Genomic DNA, 17,317 nt, shown 5'->3' on the forward strand with positions numbered 1-17,317 from the left:
TGCCTTCAGGTATCAGACTACTCCCACGGGGTGGATTTGATTAGACGGTGAAATCGGAAAGGATCGTTCCGAATATGGAACGATCCACTAAAATTTACTTTTGGATCTTGCCTACATACTTCGGGTTCAAAAGATTTTCCAAAGAGAAAATCTCGTTGAGCTGTTCTTGCGTGACTACACCACGCTCCAGTGCCACCTCTGCAACACTGCGACCTGTTTGCGCGCAGATCTTACCAATACGATCACCTTCATCATGTCCAATGATCGGATCAAGATAAGTCACAATGCCAATACTGTTCATCACATAGTCACGGCAGCGTTCCACATTGGCCGTGATACCGTGAACACATTTGTGTTCCAGAGTTTCACACGCATTCTTCAACAGATCCAGGGATTCAAACAAACTGGAGGCAATGACCGGCTCCATCACATTGAGTTGCAACTGCCCTGCTTCGGCCGCCAATGTAATTGCCAGATCATTACCCATGATCTTAAAGCTGACCTGATTCACCACTTCAGGAATCACAGGATTTACTTTGGCTGGCATGATGCTGGAACCTGCCTGCATTTCTGGAAGATTGATTTCTTTCAGCCCTGCACGCGGCCCAGAACTTAACAAACGCAGGTCATTGCAGATCTTGGAAAGCTTCACTGCCGTTCTTTTCAACGCACCGGAAATGATAATATAAGCGCCGCAATCACTGGTGGCCTCGATATAGTCCTCTGATTGCACGTAAGGGTGTCCCGTGACTTCAGCTAGCTTCTTCACTGCCAGCTCCGCGTATCCCGGAGGCGTATTGATGCCGGTGCCGATGGCCGTGGCCCCCAGGTTCACTTCCAGCATGAACTTTTGCACAGTCCGAATCAGACGACCATCTTCCTTCAACAGCGTGGCAAACGCATTAAACTCCTGCCCCAAAGACATCGGCACGGCGTCTTGGAGCTGGGTGCGCCCCATTTTCAAAACGTTGTGAAATTCCTTCCCCTTCTTTTCAAAGGCCACAGCCAAAGAATCCAGGGCCTGCAAGGTGCCGTTTATGTGTTCAAACAGCGCCACACGGAAAGCCGTCGGATAGGCGTCGTTGGTGGACTGGCATTTGTTGACGTGATCATTCGGATTGATGACTGAATAAGTTCCTTTGGCCAAACCGCGTTTTTCCAGTGCGATGTTGGCAATCACTTCGTTGGCATTCATGTTGATGGAGGTGCCTGCTCCCCCTTGATAAACGTCGGAAGGGAACTGCTGACCCCACTTCTTCGGATCACGCAAAACTTCGTCACAGGCTTCCACCAAAGATCTGGAAACGTCTGCGGGAATGGTGCCAAGCTCTCCGTTTGCCAGAGCACAGGCTTTTTTCACCAGCGCCAAGCCGCGCACGAAACTTTGGTTGGTGCCGACTGTCTGGCCGGAAATTTTAAAGTTCTCAACCGCGCGCACTGTGTGAATCCCATAGTAAGCTTCGGCAGGAACCTGCTTTTCGCCCAATAAATCTTTTTCTACGCGGAACTTATCCATACATCTCTCCAAGAATAACTATTTTTTTACTTCTATTTTCAGGATCTCGCCATGTTTCATGACGTGAAACGCTCCGTCTTCAAGGCCGGCCTTTTTACGGGCCCTGGCCAGCTCGACGGGAGGCTCGGCCATAGGTTCATCACTTAAACGGAAGGTGCCCCAGTGCACGCCAATAGAATGCTTTGAACGCAAATCCTGATGGATCTGAACAGCTCCGTCAGGATCCACATGCTGTAGTCCCATGAACCAACGGGGTTCATAGGCGCCCACGGGGATCATCGCCAAATCTACATCCCCACGACGGGCATGAATGTCAGCAAAGTCCTTGGAATAACCTGTGTCGCCCGTGTAAACGAAATGGAAACCGTCCGTCTTAATGGACCAACCACCCCACAAACTTTGATTGCGCTGGAACAACCAACGCTGAGTCCAGTGCTGGGCAGGAGTAAAGACAAACGACAGGTTCTGCACTTTCACTTCATCCCACCAGTCCAATTCCTGAACATGAGGGATTCCTTCGGACTGCAAAAGCTCTGCGTCTCCCAACGGCACCAGGAAAAGAGCCTCGGGGTCTTTCTTACCCAGCTCACGCAAAGACGGCAGATCCAGATGGTCATAGTGGCTGTGAGAAACCACGACCACATCAATTTTGGGAAGATCTTTGATAGTGAACGGCAATCCCACCAGACGCTTCGGCCCCATAAAGCTGACCGGAGAAACTCGTTCAGAAAAAACCGGATCAATCAGAATATTCAAACCCCGAAGCTGCAACAAAGCTGTGGAATGCCCCACCCAAGTCAATGTGATGTCCTGGCTGTTCTGCCGAAGATAACCAAGATCTGTTTTAATGATCTCGGGTTCAAAGGGGGGCTCTGCCGGTTTTGAGCTTGTCCAGCGCTCCAGCTGCCACTTCCAGAAACTGGCCTTGGGGGAATTGTCATAGTTATTATAGAACTGAGTCTTCCCACGATAGGGCTTTTGCGGGTCATAATAGCGGAAGCTCTGACATCCCATCAGCACAAATAAACCGATAAAAAGAACCATGGACAATTTCATGCCCCGCAGAGTCTCACTGAGCGACCTGGGAGGCAAGAAAGCTTCAATTTACACCGTTTGTCATGCGGGGATGTGTTGCCAGCAACGCCCCAAGATATTACGACAGAGCATTGACACAACAACCTGATTTCGACCGTGAGGACGTGGCCGTGATTCGTGACTTCTGGAAGCAGCAAACTCTCTCTCAAAAAGTAGTCATCCTGTTTATTTTGACGCTCTTTTTCCGAGCTTTTTTCTCGCTGAATATCGGCCTGATTGACGATGAAGCTTACCACTGGTCCTGGGCGAAATGGTTGCAGCTTTCTTACTTCGACCATCCAGGCATGATCGCGTGGCTGGAAGCCATCACCACCCGTCTTTTTGGTGACACCTATCTGGGGGTCCGCCTGCCGGGGTTCCTGTGTTTTGTTGGAACCGTGGTTTTACTTTATAAACTGACTCGGGATCTGTTCGATGACTGGGCTGCGATTTTTGTCGGCGTTGTTTTGCTGTGGTCCCCTTTCTGGGGCTTTGGCGGTTACGTGGCGTCTCCAGAACCTCCGTTCATGCTCTGCTGGGTGGCAGCTTCTTACGTCTTCTGGCAAGGGGTGCGCGAAGACGACAAAGCCTGGAGTGTGAAAAAAACCTGGCTGTGGCTGGGGGTTCTGATGGGCTTGGGGCTGAACTCCAAATTCATCATCGCCTTGCTGGCTCCGGGCTTTGGTATCTATCTGCTGGCGACACCATCTCGCCGCAAAGATTTCCTGACTCCGTGGCCGTGGGTGGGCTTCCTGATCGCTACTGCTTTGGCAACGCCGATCTTCCTTTGGAATCACATCCATGAATGGCCGGGCTTCAAATATCAATTCCATGATCGTCACACGGGCGAATCTTTCAACTTGAATCGCTGGTTCGTGTTCTTCAGTGCGCAGCTGTTGTTTGCAACTCCGTTCCTGTATGTGCTGATCGCTTTGGCTTTCATCACATCCTTCGTAAAGCGCCAGGAGGCGCGCTGGAGATTCTTGCTGTGCCTGACCCTGCCATCCATCGCAATCTTCTATCCGCAGCCGTTGTTCGCCGATTATAAACCGCACTGGAGCGGGGCTGCTTACACCCTGCTTTTGATGGGGGCTGGTGCGATCTGGTCCCAGGGACTTGTCTGGGGTCGTCGTCAGATCGTCAAAGCGCGCAGTAAAGTCTTCACCTGGGGTATTGCGGGATTCTTTATCGTTCTGGGTCTGATCAGCTACACTCCGTTTGCGTATCCGTGGATTCCCAAAGCTTTCCATCTATTCAATCCCAATGGAGAATGGAAAACCACTTACGATTTCAGTAATGAATTCACGGGCTGGGAAGAACTGGGCAAATACGTAAACCGCCGTCAGCGTGAAATCCACGCCGAAAGCGGCAGCAAGCCGTTCATCGCGGCTCACCGTTATGAAAATACCGCACAGGTCACTTGGGGCACCAAGCAGAAGGTGTACATGCTAAGCTCCACGGTCAGCAACTACACCGTGATGCAATCCCCGGAGGAGATGAACAACTTAAAAGGTCAAAATGCGATCTTTGTGAGCTCAGAAAAGTATCCGGCCAACCCCATTGAGTGGGCCAAGTGGGATTCCTGTGAAAAGGAAGAACTCAAAACCTTCCGTCACGGCATCCACGCCCGCACGTTCTTCATCTATTTCTGCAAGAACTTCCAGGGCATCACGAAATAGTTGATTTAAATGAAGTCACAAACAAAAACGCCGCTCGTTCAGAAGCGGCGTTTTTTTAATTCAAGACATACTCAATGGGGACTGTGATAACCCAGGAGGTCTTTTGGATTTCCTGTGGGAAGGGCTTCATGCCGTGGATGCCTTTGACCAGATCCAAAGCGGCCTGATTCAAAGTATCGTACGGAGCGTTTTCTAAAACTTCGCTAGCTAACAACGAGCCATCCTGAGCCAGAGTAAAGCGCATGGTGACTTTACCGGTCTGACCCATTTTTCTAGCCAGCACGGGATAGCGTTTACGACGCTCCAGCAGTTTTTTGATTTCATAAAGATAGCGTTGCTCGGGGGAAACTTCGATCCCATTGGCAACACCCTCACGACCTTCCAAAGCGCCTTTATCCGAAGTGCCCGCCAAGGAGCCCGCCGTTTTGCCAGTTGGTGATTGTTCTTGAGGAGCGGCTTCCGTGACCTTTTCCGTCTTAATCGCCGGGCCGTCGGAATTATCCACCACTACTGGGGCCTTCATCTTCGGAGCTTTGATAATTTCTTCCTGCTTGGGAGCCTGAACTGTTCCGCCATCGCCATACATCAGTTCCACACCCACCGGCAAAGGCACCACACTTGGCGCCGCCATCCCTAAAGCCAACGCGAACAGCCCCCCGTGCAACAGGACGGAAAGGATCAGGGAAACATTCATGTTCGGAGCCAGCTTGGATATTTTCATAGGATTTGCTTGCCCCTTTTATAAGTTCTTGGCCCCAAAAACTCAACCAGACGACCCTAAAATGGCCTCAAATGTAATTAATTTAGCTTTCAGACCCGCCCAATGAAAACGAAATGAAAAAATGGACAAGTTTCCCCCAAGCTTTTACAACTGCGGGACCCTATGAGCTCAATAAACCCCCATTTTACCTTTCACTACACCCAGCCGGAGGAATACCGTTTTTCCCACGATTCCGTGTTTTTAGCCCGTCAGGTGTTTGAACTGGTTTCTGGCGACTTAAGCTCGTGGCGCGGATTGGATCTGTGTTCAGGCTGTGGGATCGTGGGTTTGGACTTTCTGTTTCACCTTAAAAAGGCTCAGCTCACAATGCCTGCGCACTTTGATTTTCTGGAAGTGCAGAAGGTGTATCAACCCTACTTTGAAGAAAACCTGAAAAACTTTGGTGACGGTTTGCCTTCAGTCCGTTTTCTCAATCAAAATTATGAATCCCTGAAGTCGATGCCTGATTCAGAAAAGTATGATTTGATTCTGAGCAACCCACCCTATTTTCGACTGAACCAGGGCAAGATGTCGCCCTCGGAATTCAAAAATCGCTGCCGCTTTTTTATCGATTCAGATTTTAAAACTTTGATTGAAGCCATCGACCAGGCCCTGAATCCTCTGGGCCGCGCTTACATTCTGCTTCGTGATCTACAAGACCATGGCTGGAGTCCCCTGAATGAGGCTCGTAAAATACTGGCGGGTCGACGGGATATCAAACAGGTGGCCGATATTCGTGGCACACCTGTGGTGATGATCTCTTAACGACAGAAAAGATGACCGATGGTCTGTGCTGGCAGGGGGAACATCTGTTCCCGTTGGATCTGGCCGATCAAATGCCCGCTGAACCCGTATTCAAGACGAACACTGACCTTGCCATCCCCTGCACGATTTTCCGTGCAGACATACATCACCACACGATCCTTGGATGACGACCCGGTGGAATTTCGGCAAGTCAAACTGACTGCCTGATCCGCCTCAGACTGCAAAAGCCCTTGCGCAAGACCGACCACCGCCATTTCGCGCACAGTGAAGGTCACAGCAGTTCCATCATAGAGCTTTCCCTGGCAAGTCGCATAGGTTTCCGGAACCGGGCGAGCTTGCGCCGTCCAACCCATCAATAGAGAGACCAGAGCAAAAAACAGTGTTTTCATGAAAGTCCTTTCGGTTCGAGGCAAACAGCGAGCCCTGTCTAACAAAGTTTCCTCACGCCCGCCACAGCTTTTCCCGAAGCCTTCGGAATCTTCATAAAAGTCGGCGAAAAGGTGTTCCACCGAAAACCGCCGGCTGCTTCAGCTTGCGCACCTCCGGTGCTACAGCTCTGCCGGCTGGAGCCGAGCTTCAGCTCTGCTGGCGGAAGCCGGGCAAAAAAAAGCCCCCATCCGTGAGGACAGGGGCTTTGGTGTTTTTTTATCTTATTTAAAATCTTAGACGTAAGATCCGCGTTTGATTTTCTCAAGGATCAGTTTTTCTGTCTTGATTGGATCGTTCGGGTCGACAGAGAAGAAGGATTGCTGTTCGCAACGGATTTTTTCTTTGATCAACCAACGCAGAATGTCTGCCAGATTTTTATTCTTTTTATCCAGGAAGAACGGATCGTTTTCCAAAGCATCTTTGGCTTTTTTCAAAGCGCGGGCTTCGGCTGGATCAGATTCTTTCACTTTGTAGTGAGGCAGATCGTATTTTTTCACGTCTTCTGGCAACACGCCCAGGAATTTTACATTCGGAGCGGAGAAGTCAGCATTACGGATCAAAGACGCCGCAGAACCGGCTTTCAAAGTACGGAAGATGTTTTGCAATGTGTACGCATCGAGATCCCCGAAGAAGTACATTGGCACATCCAATTCATCCTGAATCAACTTAGACCAGCCACGTACACCGTTGGATGGAACCCCTTGAGCACCCATCACGATACAGTTGTTACGTTTGGTGAAGCCCATGGTCACCAGCGTATTCGCCGTACCTTCGGATTCCACGATCAGGCAGAAGTCGATTTTCTTCTTTGCCTTGAGTTTCAAAGACTGCGGTTTGTTCTTTGGCTGGAACGGAGATGTTCCTAGAGTGGAAAGATCCACCACGGCTTTATCGCCATCGGCCAAAGTTTCAGTCACGATCAACTGCTGGGAGTACGTCTGACCACCACGATCATTGGCAAAACAGTTCAGTTCCTCACGGTAAACTTCCAGCATGTCACCGATGAAGTCGATGATGGCATCAGATTCCGGTTGGTCATCAAAGTCCAAAGGCTTCAAACGAGGATTGCCTTTGATCAGACCTTTACACATGTAATAAAGCTCACGCTTGGTGTTGACTGCGCCTTTTTCCAGGTTGTTCAACAGGATTTCCAAAACGAAAACAACACGTGCCAGTTTTTGTACAGAGGACACATTCAGTTCGGTGCGAACAACCTTGTCCCCCGGAGTCAGATAACCCACTTTGGAGTTGTACAAGGAGTTGTCCAGAGAGGTTTTCACCGCCTCCAGAACCGGACGTTTGGAAGACTCCAGATCCCTCAACATTTTATCTGCCAGGATGCGGGCTTCTTTAGGAATATCAATTTTCAGGTCACGAATGCTGAGTAGTTTGCCCATTAGCTTTTCTTCCCAGTGGTTTTCTTAGTGGTTACAGTCTTTTTTGTGGTGGTTTTCTTGGTCCCTTGCGGTTCCTCAGAAGCTTCCTCCACCAGATCACTTGAAGAAATCACATCGAAATCTTCGTCACCGTGATCAATACCTTTTTTCTTTTCGCGTTTCTTCTGCTCAAGAAGCTTGGATTCCGCGGCTTCCAGATCAGCCATCGCCTCTTCAGAATCACGGCCCAAAAGTTTCTTCAAACCTTCTTCGGCTTTCTTCTTGCGGGACTCTGGTGCCTTGATGATTCTTGCCAAACCTTCCACCAGGATCGGACCGAACTGCTCGATATGAGCAAGCTTTCTTTCCAGATCTGCTTCCTTCACTTCTTTTTTGATGTGACGGGACAGCTTTTGACCGGCTTGAATCAAGGCCAGACGGATTTCCGCTACCAGTTCCTCGGACGCATCAATCGTTTCCTTGGAGGCATTTTTAAATTTAATAAACGGAGACACGATGGAAACCGCGAAGATGTATGGCCCCAGTGGCAAAGAGTCTTTAGGCTGACCCAAACCATAGGATTTCCAGTTCACAGATTCAATCGCCCAGGTGATCGCACAACCGGATTTATCGAATTGCAGCGGAACGCGGTTGGCAAAACGAAGCAACGTCACCGGAGAATCGTTTTGCTGATTGCGGTCTTTGAAACGCGCCAAAGCCACTTCCACCACAACAGGTTTGAAGTCACAGATGGTCGGTTTACGAGTAACCACCGCGAAGAAATCGATTTCCCCCAGACGCGTGATGGATTTGGACAACGCCTCCTCACCCACGGTCAGAACGGACTTCGTGCTTGGAGCCATCAAGTCTGTGTTCTGCACAGCTTGGAAGACTTTTTTGAAGTCTTCTTCACTCAAAGAGGTCAAAGGCTTCTCAAGAAGACCTTTTGGCAGACCTTTTTTTACGAAATCAGAAATAGCCTGATCAGAAATACGGGAAAAGCCCGTTTTCAAGAATTTGGACAAAGTCGTTTTACCGAACAAAGTGGCGTGCGTAATGAACTCACCCAGTTTGAACGTATGAGGATGCGGCAAAGACGCTTCCGGAACTTTCGGAACATCGGTGCTTACGCGGGTCACAGTCACAAAGTCCGCGTCCGTCAGCTTGTAGGTGATGGTCATATGAGGATTCACCAGGATGGTGCCCTCGATGTAAGTCAAAAGACCACCGTCACCGTTCAATTGAATACGGCCATCCAGCACGAATTCAACGCGGGTGCCGTGTTCACGGTCCCAATCCAGAGTTTCTTTGTTTTTCAGAACACCAGTATTGGATTTGATATCGACGTCCACTTGCGCCGAGATCGCTTTACGCATTTTTTTAGTCTTGGAAATAACACTCACACCACGGGCATTGGTCATTTGCGCCCAAGTTGTTGCTGCAGAAATACCGATACCCTGCTGACCACGGGAACACTGTCCGCGACCGAACTTGGAAGACGCCAGATATTCACCGTAAACTTTGGCCAGATCCTCGGCCTCGATACCCGGGCCGTTATCTTCGACAACGATGCGAATTAAATCAGTATTTTTGGTTGAGCCCGCTCCCACTTTGGAGATTTCAACCAGGAGATCAGGCAAGATGCCAGCGGATTCACACGCATCCAATGAGTTGTCCACGGCTTCTTTCAAGGTCGTCAAAACGGCCTTCAAAGGAGATGAAAAACCCACCTGCTGGAGGTTCTTAGCAAAATATTCAGCTGTGCTACTTTTGGTAATTTTGCTCACAGTCGCTTAATCCTTACACGATGTTAACGAATTTTAATGAATGACTTTCATAGGTTAAGCCGAACGCAGGGGGTCAAAGCAAGACTTAAGGCTCGGTGATGCTTGGCGTAAATTTAAATGCGAGGAACTGAAGAGCTTCAAAAACAGGGTCTGGAAGGGTCTAAAACCCCCCTTTTTTCATAGCTATCGATAGGCTTTTCCGCGCCCATTAGACCATATTTTCAGACTGGAAGGCGCATTGACGCTTTGACTTGCCGTCGAAGAGTAGCTCAACACACGATTGTTGATGTCTGTGTCACTCACCACATTTGAAAGATAAACTCCGGAAATATCATTCCAAACACAGCCGGCAATCTGACTGCCGCCTCCGGGAATGATCTCGATTGCGATATCTGCGGGAACCGACACGGAAGCTGGAACCTCTATCGCCGCTCCACCATTTCCACCGTTATATCCGTTGGTGTCCGTATTGACGTTGCCACCATCACCTAAATCGGCCAGGCCTCCAGAACCACCGCCGCCACCAAAGTGACCACCGCCTCCGCCACCACCATAGGTCGTTGAGCAGGCCCCAGCACCGCCTCCAAATCCCGCACCAAAACCGCCGCGTCCAAAGTAGGCCTCACCGGGATTGTTACCCAATCCCGAACCAATCAAACAACTGCTGCCACCTTGTCCGGCGGATCCGTGAGTTGGAGATAGGCCATTGGCAGGAGAATAGTTTCCAGCAGGCGTAGCACCCGCCGCCAATGAGGTTGCCAAAGCTCCCCCGCCTCCACCACCGCCAGCACCGGCAGTTCCTGAGAGTGCCGCCGTGGAAGGCCCCTCACCCGCGGCACCGCCACCACCGGCTCCGGCATCCGAGTTGTCCGTGCCGCCGCGACCGCCACCGCCTCCACCGCCAAAGATCATTCCGTTATTTAAGATTGTGACCTGTGAATAGACATCATCAATTTTGAAGGCTGTGCCTCCGTGCTGACCCATACGTTGTGCGCCCGTTGCACCGGCTGAAGCCAGTCCTCCCGCGCCGAAAGCTCCGACGATCCAGCCATTATTAATCAATCGCACCCGAGCGCCCGCGGCCAGGGAGCCGGTTCGCATCGCTGGCTGAGCCGGATCCGCACTGGAAACTTTGACTCCGGAATTCACCGTCACCACAAACGTGCGATTGGAAGAAGCCACAGCACCACTGTACTGAGCAACGGCTTGCGAATAGATATTGTAGTTGGCTGTATCAGTGGCAATGGCCGCCAACACAACAGCATCGGTGATACTGACATTGATCGTGGCGACAGCGGATTCATCTGTACCGCCGGCATTGTCTTTCAACTTCACTGTCACCACAGCAGATGTATCCAGTCCCGCAGTTGCTGAAAGCTGAATTGTCAATCCACCATCCCCGATGCGAGTCTGTGAGCAGTCCACAGTCAATCGTGTGGGGTTTGAGTTGGTGCAGATCATTTGTACCTGCTGAGCCTCCTCGTTTGTCGGGCCGACATCCACTGTCAGACTGAAGGACGAAGGCGTGGCTCCCGTGGGGTTCAGTAGTATTTCATGTGTCGCCGGAACTGCGGTGATTGACGGTGCATCATTGACCGGGTTGACGATGATTGAAATCTCCTGCTGTACAACGGAGTTCCCCGCCCCATTTCCGTCATCAAAATGAATCTTGGCGTAACAAGTTCCATAATAGTCTGCTCGCGGCTTAATACTGACGGCCCCCGTGGCAGGATCAATCATCACATCCGAAGCTGGAGTCAGCACCACCGCCGTATCATTGCATGCTGTTCCCGACAAGCCTGTATACACCAGTGAATACGTCCCCTGTCCTTCATCCAAAGAAGACACCTGAGGGTCACTGAGAACCTGCACCAGACTGACAAAAGCCGGATCATCTTCTGTCAAAACAGTGGGCGTCCCCAGCGTCAAAGTCGGGGCCGCATTATTGACGGTGATATCCAGGTATTCCATGTCCGAGGCCGCCTGCGGATCAGTGGCCTGCACAGCCAAACGGCAAGTCCCGACATGAGTGTCCTCCGGAGTGCCACTGACTGCGACAGATCGTCCGTCCGCAGAGGGTGTGATCGTCAGCCAGGAACATGAATCAGAAGCATCGCGTGTGATTGTCAGGTTTTCTTGATCCGGATCAACAACTGCGACCGTACAAGAATAGGCCACGTCCTCGGTCGCAGAAGACGAGCATGGAAGCAGATTGGCGGAAACCACAGGCGCATCCTGAACATTGTTCACCGTAATCGCGACATCCGCATAACCTGTGGAAGGATATCCGTCCGTTAAAGCGATCCGAATATGGCAAACACCATCATAGTCTGCCGCCGGACGGAAGGAAAAAGCCCCGGTTACAGGATCAATGCTGTAGTTGGTCGCGGTTGGTGCCATCGCGAAATCCTCGCAATGGTCCCCGGCCACCGTGGGTGTGACCAAACTGTAAGTGCTTGTGGCCTCTTCAATCGAAGAAACATTGGCCGCCGGGATCACCGTGGCTAAAGGGGCATCTTCTGAAATCACATAAGGCCCCCCACTGACCACGATGATGGGGGCTGAGTTCGTGATGGTGAGATCCCAGGCAAAGGAACTACTGCGACCCATTTGATCGTCTTCGGCATAAACGGACACATGGCAAGTGGTTCCCACTTGCGCGGCGGCTGGTGTGCCGCTGACTTCACCCGTCGTGGAATTGATCCCAAGCCAGCCACTGCAGGTGGTGGCCACATCCAGTGAATACGTCAAAGTCAGTGGCGACGGCAGATCCACATCCGTGGCGTTGATCGTGCATGAATAATTGTAATTTTCCCCGACGGTGGTGGGGCACGCCAAAGTGCTGATCACAGGAAGATCGTTCACTGGTTGCAGATCCAGGGTGATGGTCACCAGTGAAGATTCGTTGCCAGCCCGGTCGATCACTTTGTAGGTGAAAGAATCATCCGCCTCATTGTTCAACTGCGGGGTATAATGACAGCTTAAGACAGGCCCGTTCCCACAACCAGTCAAAGTCCCCTTGGTGGGATGAGTTACAATCACGATTTCGTATTGATCATTTTCTGTCGGGGTGTTTAAGAGGAATCCGGACGGAGTATCCTCCGTCACCGGGATCGTTTGAACTGCGCCAGCCACCGGAGCCTGATCATCAATCAAAAAATCACCCAATGGAATCGTTTCCTGAGACTCGCTGATAACTGCGGTCAAACGGGCCTTATAACTTCCCGGCACCAACGAACTCAAAAGCCAGTCATAAGAACCTGCGGTGGTGATGCGGGCATCAGCTACAACCCAGGTGCTCCCACCGTCGGCTGAGTATTCCAGTTTGAAATAATCCGGCTGCGCGGAGCCGCCGCTGGTGCTCCAGCGAATGTTCATTGTGGATGTGGATTTATAGGCCGGACGAAGAGCCAAGGTGCTTTTCAAGTTGCTGGACAACACCGACAAGTCGGCATTCATACAGCCTGAAAGACAGGTCATCATGATGACAAAAATAAAGTAACGTCCCTTGATCATCTTTATATTTATCGGAAATTTCAGGTAATTCTGGATTGTTTTGACATTAAAAAAGTGTCACTATTATCTCACAATGAGACTTCGGTATTTGTCTGGAAACTTCATCATTGCCATGACCGTGTCTTGCGCCCTTCATGCGGCGCCCCTGAACGCATCCCCCTGGAGCGGTCAAAAACTAGATAAGATCGAATACGCTGAAAAACCTCTGGCCCTTTCACAGATCATCAATGCGGAATTCAAAGAAAGCCATTTTACTCTTAGCTCGTGGTTTCAGATGTCCTTCGATAATTCGTCGTTCATCGACTCCCGTCTGAACGGGGTGCAAGCACTGAAGACACGATTCACTCACGTGCGCTTTATGAATACGAACATGGCAGGCGCAAAATGCACTCTTTGCCTGTTTGAAAATGTCACCTTTGCCAATGTCCGTCTGGATGGAAGCCGTTTTTTAACCAGCACCTTCCGCAACACCTCTTTCGTGAATTCGGATCTGAGTCGCGTGGATTTTATCAACAGCACTTTTGAAAACTGCACCCTGGATCAAAACACCGCAAATACGGCCCATCCCGAACTACTTAAAAAATGGAAACTGCAAGTGAAGGCGGAACAATGAAAGAGATTTTAAAATCCCGCGCCTTGCAATTTTATGGGGCCTTGCTGGCCCTGACTCACGTTCTTTCAGCTTATTTCTGGATGGACCGATCCTTGGATCTCGTTGTGAAAGCCGGCGAACTGTCCTCGCCGCTGTGCTGGCCCTGGGCGCCCTTTTGCCAGGCGCTGCGCTTTTCCTCGACAGCATCAGCTGCGACCTATCTTGAAATTTATGCCTTCCTGGGATTGTTCGTCGCGGGTCTCTTTGTCCTGAAAAGAACGCGCTTGGCTTATGCGGGACTGCTTTTACTTGTGGGATTAAAGATCTTCTTCACCAGCCTGTCTTACGGTTTGATGGGGAACTATCACTACATGAGCTTTGTTGTCCACGGGGCTTTTTTATTCCTGCCTTACAAGAAAACTCTGATCCCGCTCTGCCTGGGCATTTTCTATTGGGGGGCTGGCGTTCTGAAACTCAATCCGGAATGGCTGTCCGGGGTGGCCTTGATTCATCCCAGCGCCCTTCCTGGGGCCCTGGAACATGCGGGTCTGGTCTACGCCGTTTTGCTGGAATGTATTCTGGTACTGGGACTTTTTAGCTCCAAAGCGTGGCTTCGCCATGTGGTTCTTTTTCAATTCATCTTGTTCCATATATTTTCCTGGCACATCGTCGGCTACTTCTATCCGCTAACCATGTTCCTGCTTCTGGCAATTTTTCTTTTGCCGGCTTTTTGCAAAGAACCCTGGGAAGCTGCGTGGAATCAATTCATCCTCAAACAGACCACCACGCTGGTGTTCGGCGGCATCCTGATTCTGCTTCAGCTTCTTCCTTACTTCGCGAGTTCTGATCCCGCCGCCAGCGGCACTCCCCGACTGGTTTCGTTGAATATGCTTGATGCCCGTATGGAGTGCGAAACACTGCTCATTCGCCATCAGGACCGCGCCAACGAAGTTTACGATCCTTTTGTGAAGGCGCCTTCCACCCGCACGCAGTGTGATCCGATTGTTTTCCTGTCCCAGATACCGACTCTTTGCAAAGACCGATCAGAGAACATGGACTTCTGGTTGCAGTCCCGCCGAACCACAGAATCAAAGTTCCAGACGCGCCTTCTGATCCGGGATGTGTGCAAAAAATCCTCGACCGAACTTCTTTGGGCGGAGGTTCTATGAAAATCATGCTGACTCTGTACAGCCTGCTGATCGTGGTTCTGCTGGTCCGGGCGGAACTTAAAACCTGGCCTCTGTTGGACAAGGAACTGCGCTTTTCCAAGCTGAGCGCTCCAGTGCATGGGGCGACCATCACCTATGATCTTTCAACATTGCAAAACCGCTCAGCCCTTTCCACCTATCGCGGGGATTCACAAAGATCCGGGCGAAGTCATGCCACATTGCCGCGCTTTACGGATTTTTCTCTGCTTTGGAAAATACCGACTTTAAATAACGGCATTCACCGCGCCAGCAAAAGCAGTCCAGCAGTGGATGCCGATGGCTTTTATGTCGCCGATGACACCGGGTTTGTTCGCGCCTACAGTTGGCAGGGGAAACTGCTTTGGCAGTTTTATTCCGGTGTCAGCAGCCGCGGTTTTCACTCCACTCCACTGACGGATCAGGACAGTTTATATATTGGTGATTATGCAGGCTTTCTTTACAGTCTGGATAAACGTACGGGCAAAATTCGCTGGATAACAAAAACCGGTGTCACCATCGGCTCTTCACCACTTCTGCATGAAGGCCTTCTTTATGTCGGGGTGGAGCTGGCTGATCCCGACGGTTTTTTATTAGCCATCAACGCCACAACAGGACAGTGGGTTTGGACTTCACCCTTGGTGGGAAATCATCCCCACTCTTCCCCGGCTTTGAGCGAAGATGGACAAAGACTGTTGATGGGATCAAACACCGGGGCCATGGCAGCCTATGACCGTGCCTCTGGACAAAAACTCTGGTCCTTTGCAACTCAAGACGATATCAAGTGCAGCGCCTTGATTGCCCGGGGGCGTGCTTACTTCACCTCTTGGGACGGATTTCTTTATGCTTTGGACGATCGCACAGGAAAGTTGATCTGGAAGACCGCCCTGGATGGCAGTGCCATGAGCTGTCCCTCCTTGAGTAAAACCGGCGATCTTTTATTGGTCACAGGTTTTGCAAAGAACTTTGCAATTCAAACGGCTACAGGAACATCTCTTTGGAGCTCTGAAATTTTCGAAAGAACTCAGCGCGCCCAGGCCAGCCCCTTGATCATCAGCTATCAAGCACAGGACGTGGCCGTTGTTTTGTGTGAAAATAAATCCCTGTGTCTTCTGGATTTGGGGAGCGGGACCGTTTTACAGAAAATAAAACTGCAAGGGGATTTTTCAGGTTCACCCGTTTTCTGGAACGGAAAACTTTTATTGGGAACTTCGGGCGACGACGGTCTGTTGGTGCTTAGTCAATAGAGGCCCCACCCGCCCCCAGACGCAATTTGTAGCCGTCCTTTTTTACTTCCGCGCGATCGTACTGAGTGCCTACCGTCCCCGTCATACGCCACCCCTTCGGATCCGAGGCCACGCTGACGTCACCACCGGCACTGACAAGCTGAGTGCTGTCTTTAGAGATCGCATCAAAGATCATGTCCCGGGCCAAAGCGATGCCGATGTTGCTGACACTGACAGTTTTAATGCCCGGATCTGACGCGCGCAGAGAGCAGACGGAAATACCAAACTCATCACTGGCCGAACAACTCAAAGGATACACACCTGTCCCCTTGGTGATGCTAAACTCAGGAACATACCCAGCCACCACGGTGTCATCTGAGTTCATCAGCTGAATCACAAACTCAAGTTCAGTCAGGCCATCGGCTTTTCCGTTCGAACCAACATAGATTTCGGATTTTGCAAAGTCAGCTTTGCTTGGGTCTGTCACAACACCTTTAACAGGTCTTTCGGCTATTTCGATGCCAGGGGGAAGTTTCGGCACTTTCAGGCCGGCCAAATTCTGAAGACTCGCATCCAGCGAACATCCTGATGTAAAATACATCAATGATATAAGGGCTATCGCAAGGTTCCAGTACATTCATGCCTCCGACACTTCCCTCATCTTATCGGCGGGCAATCGTGCCAACTATATATTACACTCCCTTCAGGTTGAGGACCGGGCTCAAGAAAACAAGTAAAAGTTCCGAATAATCAAGGGCCTATGAATAACCGGAACGTCATGATTTTAATTCTTGGGACCGTTCTACTGTCAGTGTGCTCGGCACTGCTGGCGGTGCATTTGACTCAGGATAAAACATCCCAAGTTGTTTCAGAAAAAGTTTTACCTCCTGACAGCCCGGCGGCCACGATCAACCTGGGTAAAGCCAGCTCCACTGCAACACCCCTGTCGTCCGTGACTGCTGCAACAACGATGGCCTTACCTCAAGCCGCGATGCCTGTGCCGGTCTCCGCCGCAGATGCGGCGGCCTATCTTGATAATCGAAGACCTTTAAGTACGGACGAAGTTCAGACAACCCTTTTAAAAGCGACACCTGACTGTAAAGAAGACTATAAAAAACTTTGTCTGGCAAATCCGTATCTGGCCGAGCATCCCCTGGCGTGCCTACGCCATCACAAAGAACAGCTTTCAAGAGCCTGCTTCAACCAAGTGACGGCGGTTCGGGATCAATTTCAAAAAGACTGTGGTGCCGATATCCAGCGTCTTTGTCCAAAGCAATCCAGCTACTTTGGTTGTCTCAAACAGCAACTGGCATCCTTAAGTCCCGCCTGCCGTAATAACATCCAGCAGTTCTCGCGTCGCTGATTTGTCTCAGCCTGATACATTATTCTCAAATGTTGGTAATCCTCACGATT

14 protein-coding genes are annotated in these 17,317 nt (G+C 50.6%); 6 read left to right on the forward strand and 8 right to left on the reverse strand.

Annotation, left to right across the window (positions count from 1 at the left end; all coding sequences use genetic code 11):
- Nucleotides 1-94: 94 nt before the first annotated feature.
- A complete protein-coding gene (gene aspA / locus ACZ5ZZ_RS12745; RefSeq protein WP_464120333.1) occupies nucleotides 95-1,516 on the reverse strand; it encodes an aspartate ammonia-lyase in 1,422 nt (473 codons plus the stop codon).
- 18 nt (nucleotides 1,517-1,534) lie between these two features.
- Nucleotides 1,535-2,572, reverse strand: a complete 1,038-nt coding sequence (locus ACZ5ZZ_RS12750; protein ID WP_464139747.1) for an MBL fold metallo-hydrolase — start codon at nucleotides 2,570-2,572, stop codon at nucleotides 1,535-1,537.
- 110 nt (nucleotides 2,573-2,682) lie between these two features.
- Between ACZ5ZZ_RS12750 and ACZ5ZZ_RS12755 the strand changes: the two genes are divergently transcribed.
- A complete protein-coding gene (locus ACZ5ZZ_RS12755) occupies nucleotides 2,683-4,269 on the forward strand; it encodes an ArnT family glycosyltransferase (RefSeq protein ID WP_464120329.1) in 1,587 nt (528 codons plus the stop codon).
- 55 nt (nucleotides 4,270-4,324) lie between these two features.
- Here ACZ5ZZ_RS12755 and ACZ5ZZ_RS12760 read toward each other — a convergent pair whose 3' ends face one another.
- The gene (locus ACZ5ZZ_RS12760) at nucleotides 4,325-4,990 is read right to left on the reverse strand and encodes an energy transducer TonB (protein ID WP_464139749.1); all 666 of its coding nucleotides are present in this window, start codon (nucleotides 4,988-4,990) and stop codon (nucleotides 4,325-4,327) included.
- A 162-nt stretch (nucleotides 4,991-5,152) separates the two neighbouring features.
- Between ACZ5ZZ_RS12760 and ACZ5ZZ_RS12765 the strand changes: the two genes are divergently transcribed.
- Complete coding sequence (locus ACZ5ZZ_RS12765) at nucleotides 5,153-5,794, forward strand: methyltransferase (protein ID WP_464139751.1); 642 nt, start codon at nucleotides 5,153-5,155, stop codon at nucleotides 5,792-5,794.
- Here the strand turns inward: ACZ5ZZ_RS12765 and ACZ5ZZ_RS12770 are convergent.
- The 4 genes from ACZ5ZZ_RS12770 to ACZ5ZZ_RS12785 all read right to left on the reverse strand — a co-directional run bounded on the left by ACZ5ZZ_RS12770 (nucleotide 5,791) and on the right by ACZ5ZZ_RS12785 (nucleotide 12,902).
- Nucleotides 5,791-6,183 carry a hypothetical protein gene (locus ACZ5ZZ_RS12770; RefSeq protein WP_464139753.1) on the reverse strand — a complete coding sequence of 131 codons (393 nt, stop codon included), beginning with the start codon at nucleotides 6,181-6,183 and terminating at the stop codon, nucleotides 5,791-5,793. The genes ACZ5ZZ_RS12765 and ACZ5ZZ_RS12770 overlap by 4 nt on opposite strands.
- Before the next feature lie 273 nt (nucleotides 6,184-6,456).
- On the reverse strand, nucleotides 6,457-7,620 hold the full coding sequence (locus tag ACZ5ZZ_RS12775; protein WP_464120323.1) for a DNA topoisomerase VI: 1,164 nt from the start codon (nucleotides 7,618-7,620) through the stop codon (nucleotides 6,457-6,459).
- The gene (locus ACZ5ZZ_RS12780; RefSeq protein WP_464120321.1) at nucleotides 7,620-9,386 is read right to left on the reverse strand and encodes a DNA topoisomerase VI subunit B; all 1,767 of its coding nucleotides are present in this window, start codon (nucleotides 9,384-9,386) and stop codon (nucleotides 7,620-7,622) included. Before ACZ5ZZ_RS12780 ends, ACZ5ZZ_RS12775 begins: the two co-directional genes overlap by 1 nt.
- 183 nt (nucleotides 9,387-9,569) lie before the next feature.
- On the reverse strand, nucleotides 9,570-12,902 hold the full coding sequence (locus tag ACZ5ZZ_RS12785; protein ID WP_464139755.1) for an Ig-like domain-containing protein: 3,333 nt from the start codon (nucleotides 12,900-12,902) through the stop codon (nucleotides 9,570-9,572).
- 73 nt (nucleotides 12,903-12,975) lie between these two features.
- Between ACZ5ZZ_RS12785 and ACZ5ZZ_RS12790 the strand changes: the two genes are divergently transcribed.
- The 3 genes from ACZ5ZZ_RS12790 to ACZ5ZZ_RS12800 are packed head-to-tail and all read left to right on the forward strand — an operon-like array spanning nucleotide 12,976 to nucleotide 15,925.
- A complete protein-coding gene (locus ACZ5ZZ_RS12790; RefSeq protein ID WP_464139757.1) occupies nucleotides 12,976-13,515 on the forward strand; it encodes a pentapeptide repeat-containing protein in 540 nt (179 codons plus the stop codon).
- Complete coding sequence (locus tag ACZ5ZZ_RS12795) at nucleotides 13,512-14,663, forward strand: hypothetical protein (RefSeq protein ID WP_464139759.1); 1,152 nt, start codon at nucleotides 13,512-13,514, stop codon at nucleotides 14,661-14,663. Before ACZ5ZZ_RS12790 ends, ACZ5ZZ_RS12795 begins: the two co-directional genes overlap by 4 nt.
- Nucleotides 14,660-15,925 carry an outer membrane protein assembly factor BamB family protein gene (locus ACZ5ZZ_RS12800; RefSeq protein WP_464139760.1) on the forward strand — a complete coding sequence of 422 codons (1,266 nt, stop codon included), beginning with the start codon at nucleotides 14,660-14,662 and terminating at the stop codon, nucleotides 15,923-15,925. The genes ACZ5ZZ_RS12795 and ACZ5ZZ_RS12800 overlap by 4 nt, the downstream gene beginning before the upstream one ends.
- Here ACZ5ZZ_RS12800 and ACZ5ZZ_RS12805 read toward each other — a convergent pair.
- Nucleotides 15,915-16,541, reverse strand: a complete 627-nt coding sequence (locus ACZ5ZZ_RS12805) for a hypothetical protein (RefSeq protein WP_464131608.1) — start codon at nucleotides 16,539-16,541, stop codon at nucleotides 15,915-15,917. The genes ACZ5ZZ_RS12800 and ACZ5ZZ_RS12805 overlap by 11 nt on opposite strands.
- A 141-nt stretch (nucleotides 16,542-16,682) precedes the next feature.
- On the opposite strand from ACZ5ZZ_RS12805, the gene ACZ5ZZ_RS12810 reads away from it, so the two are divergent.
- Nucleotides 16,683-17,267: a hypothetical protein gene (locus tag ACZ5ZZ_RS12810; protein ID WP_464139762.1), complete on the forward strand. Its 585-nt coding sequence runs from the start codon at nucleotides 16,683-16,685 to the stop codon at nucleotides 17,265-17,267.
- Nucleotides 17,268-17,317 lie beyond the last annotated feature (50 nt).

The sequence above is a fragment of the Bdellovibrio sp. HM001 genome, from assembly GCF_055397275.1.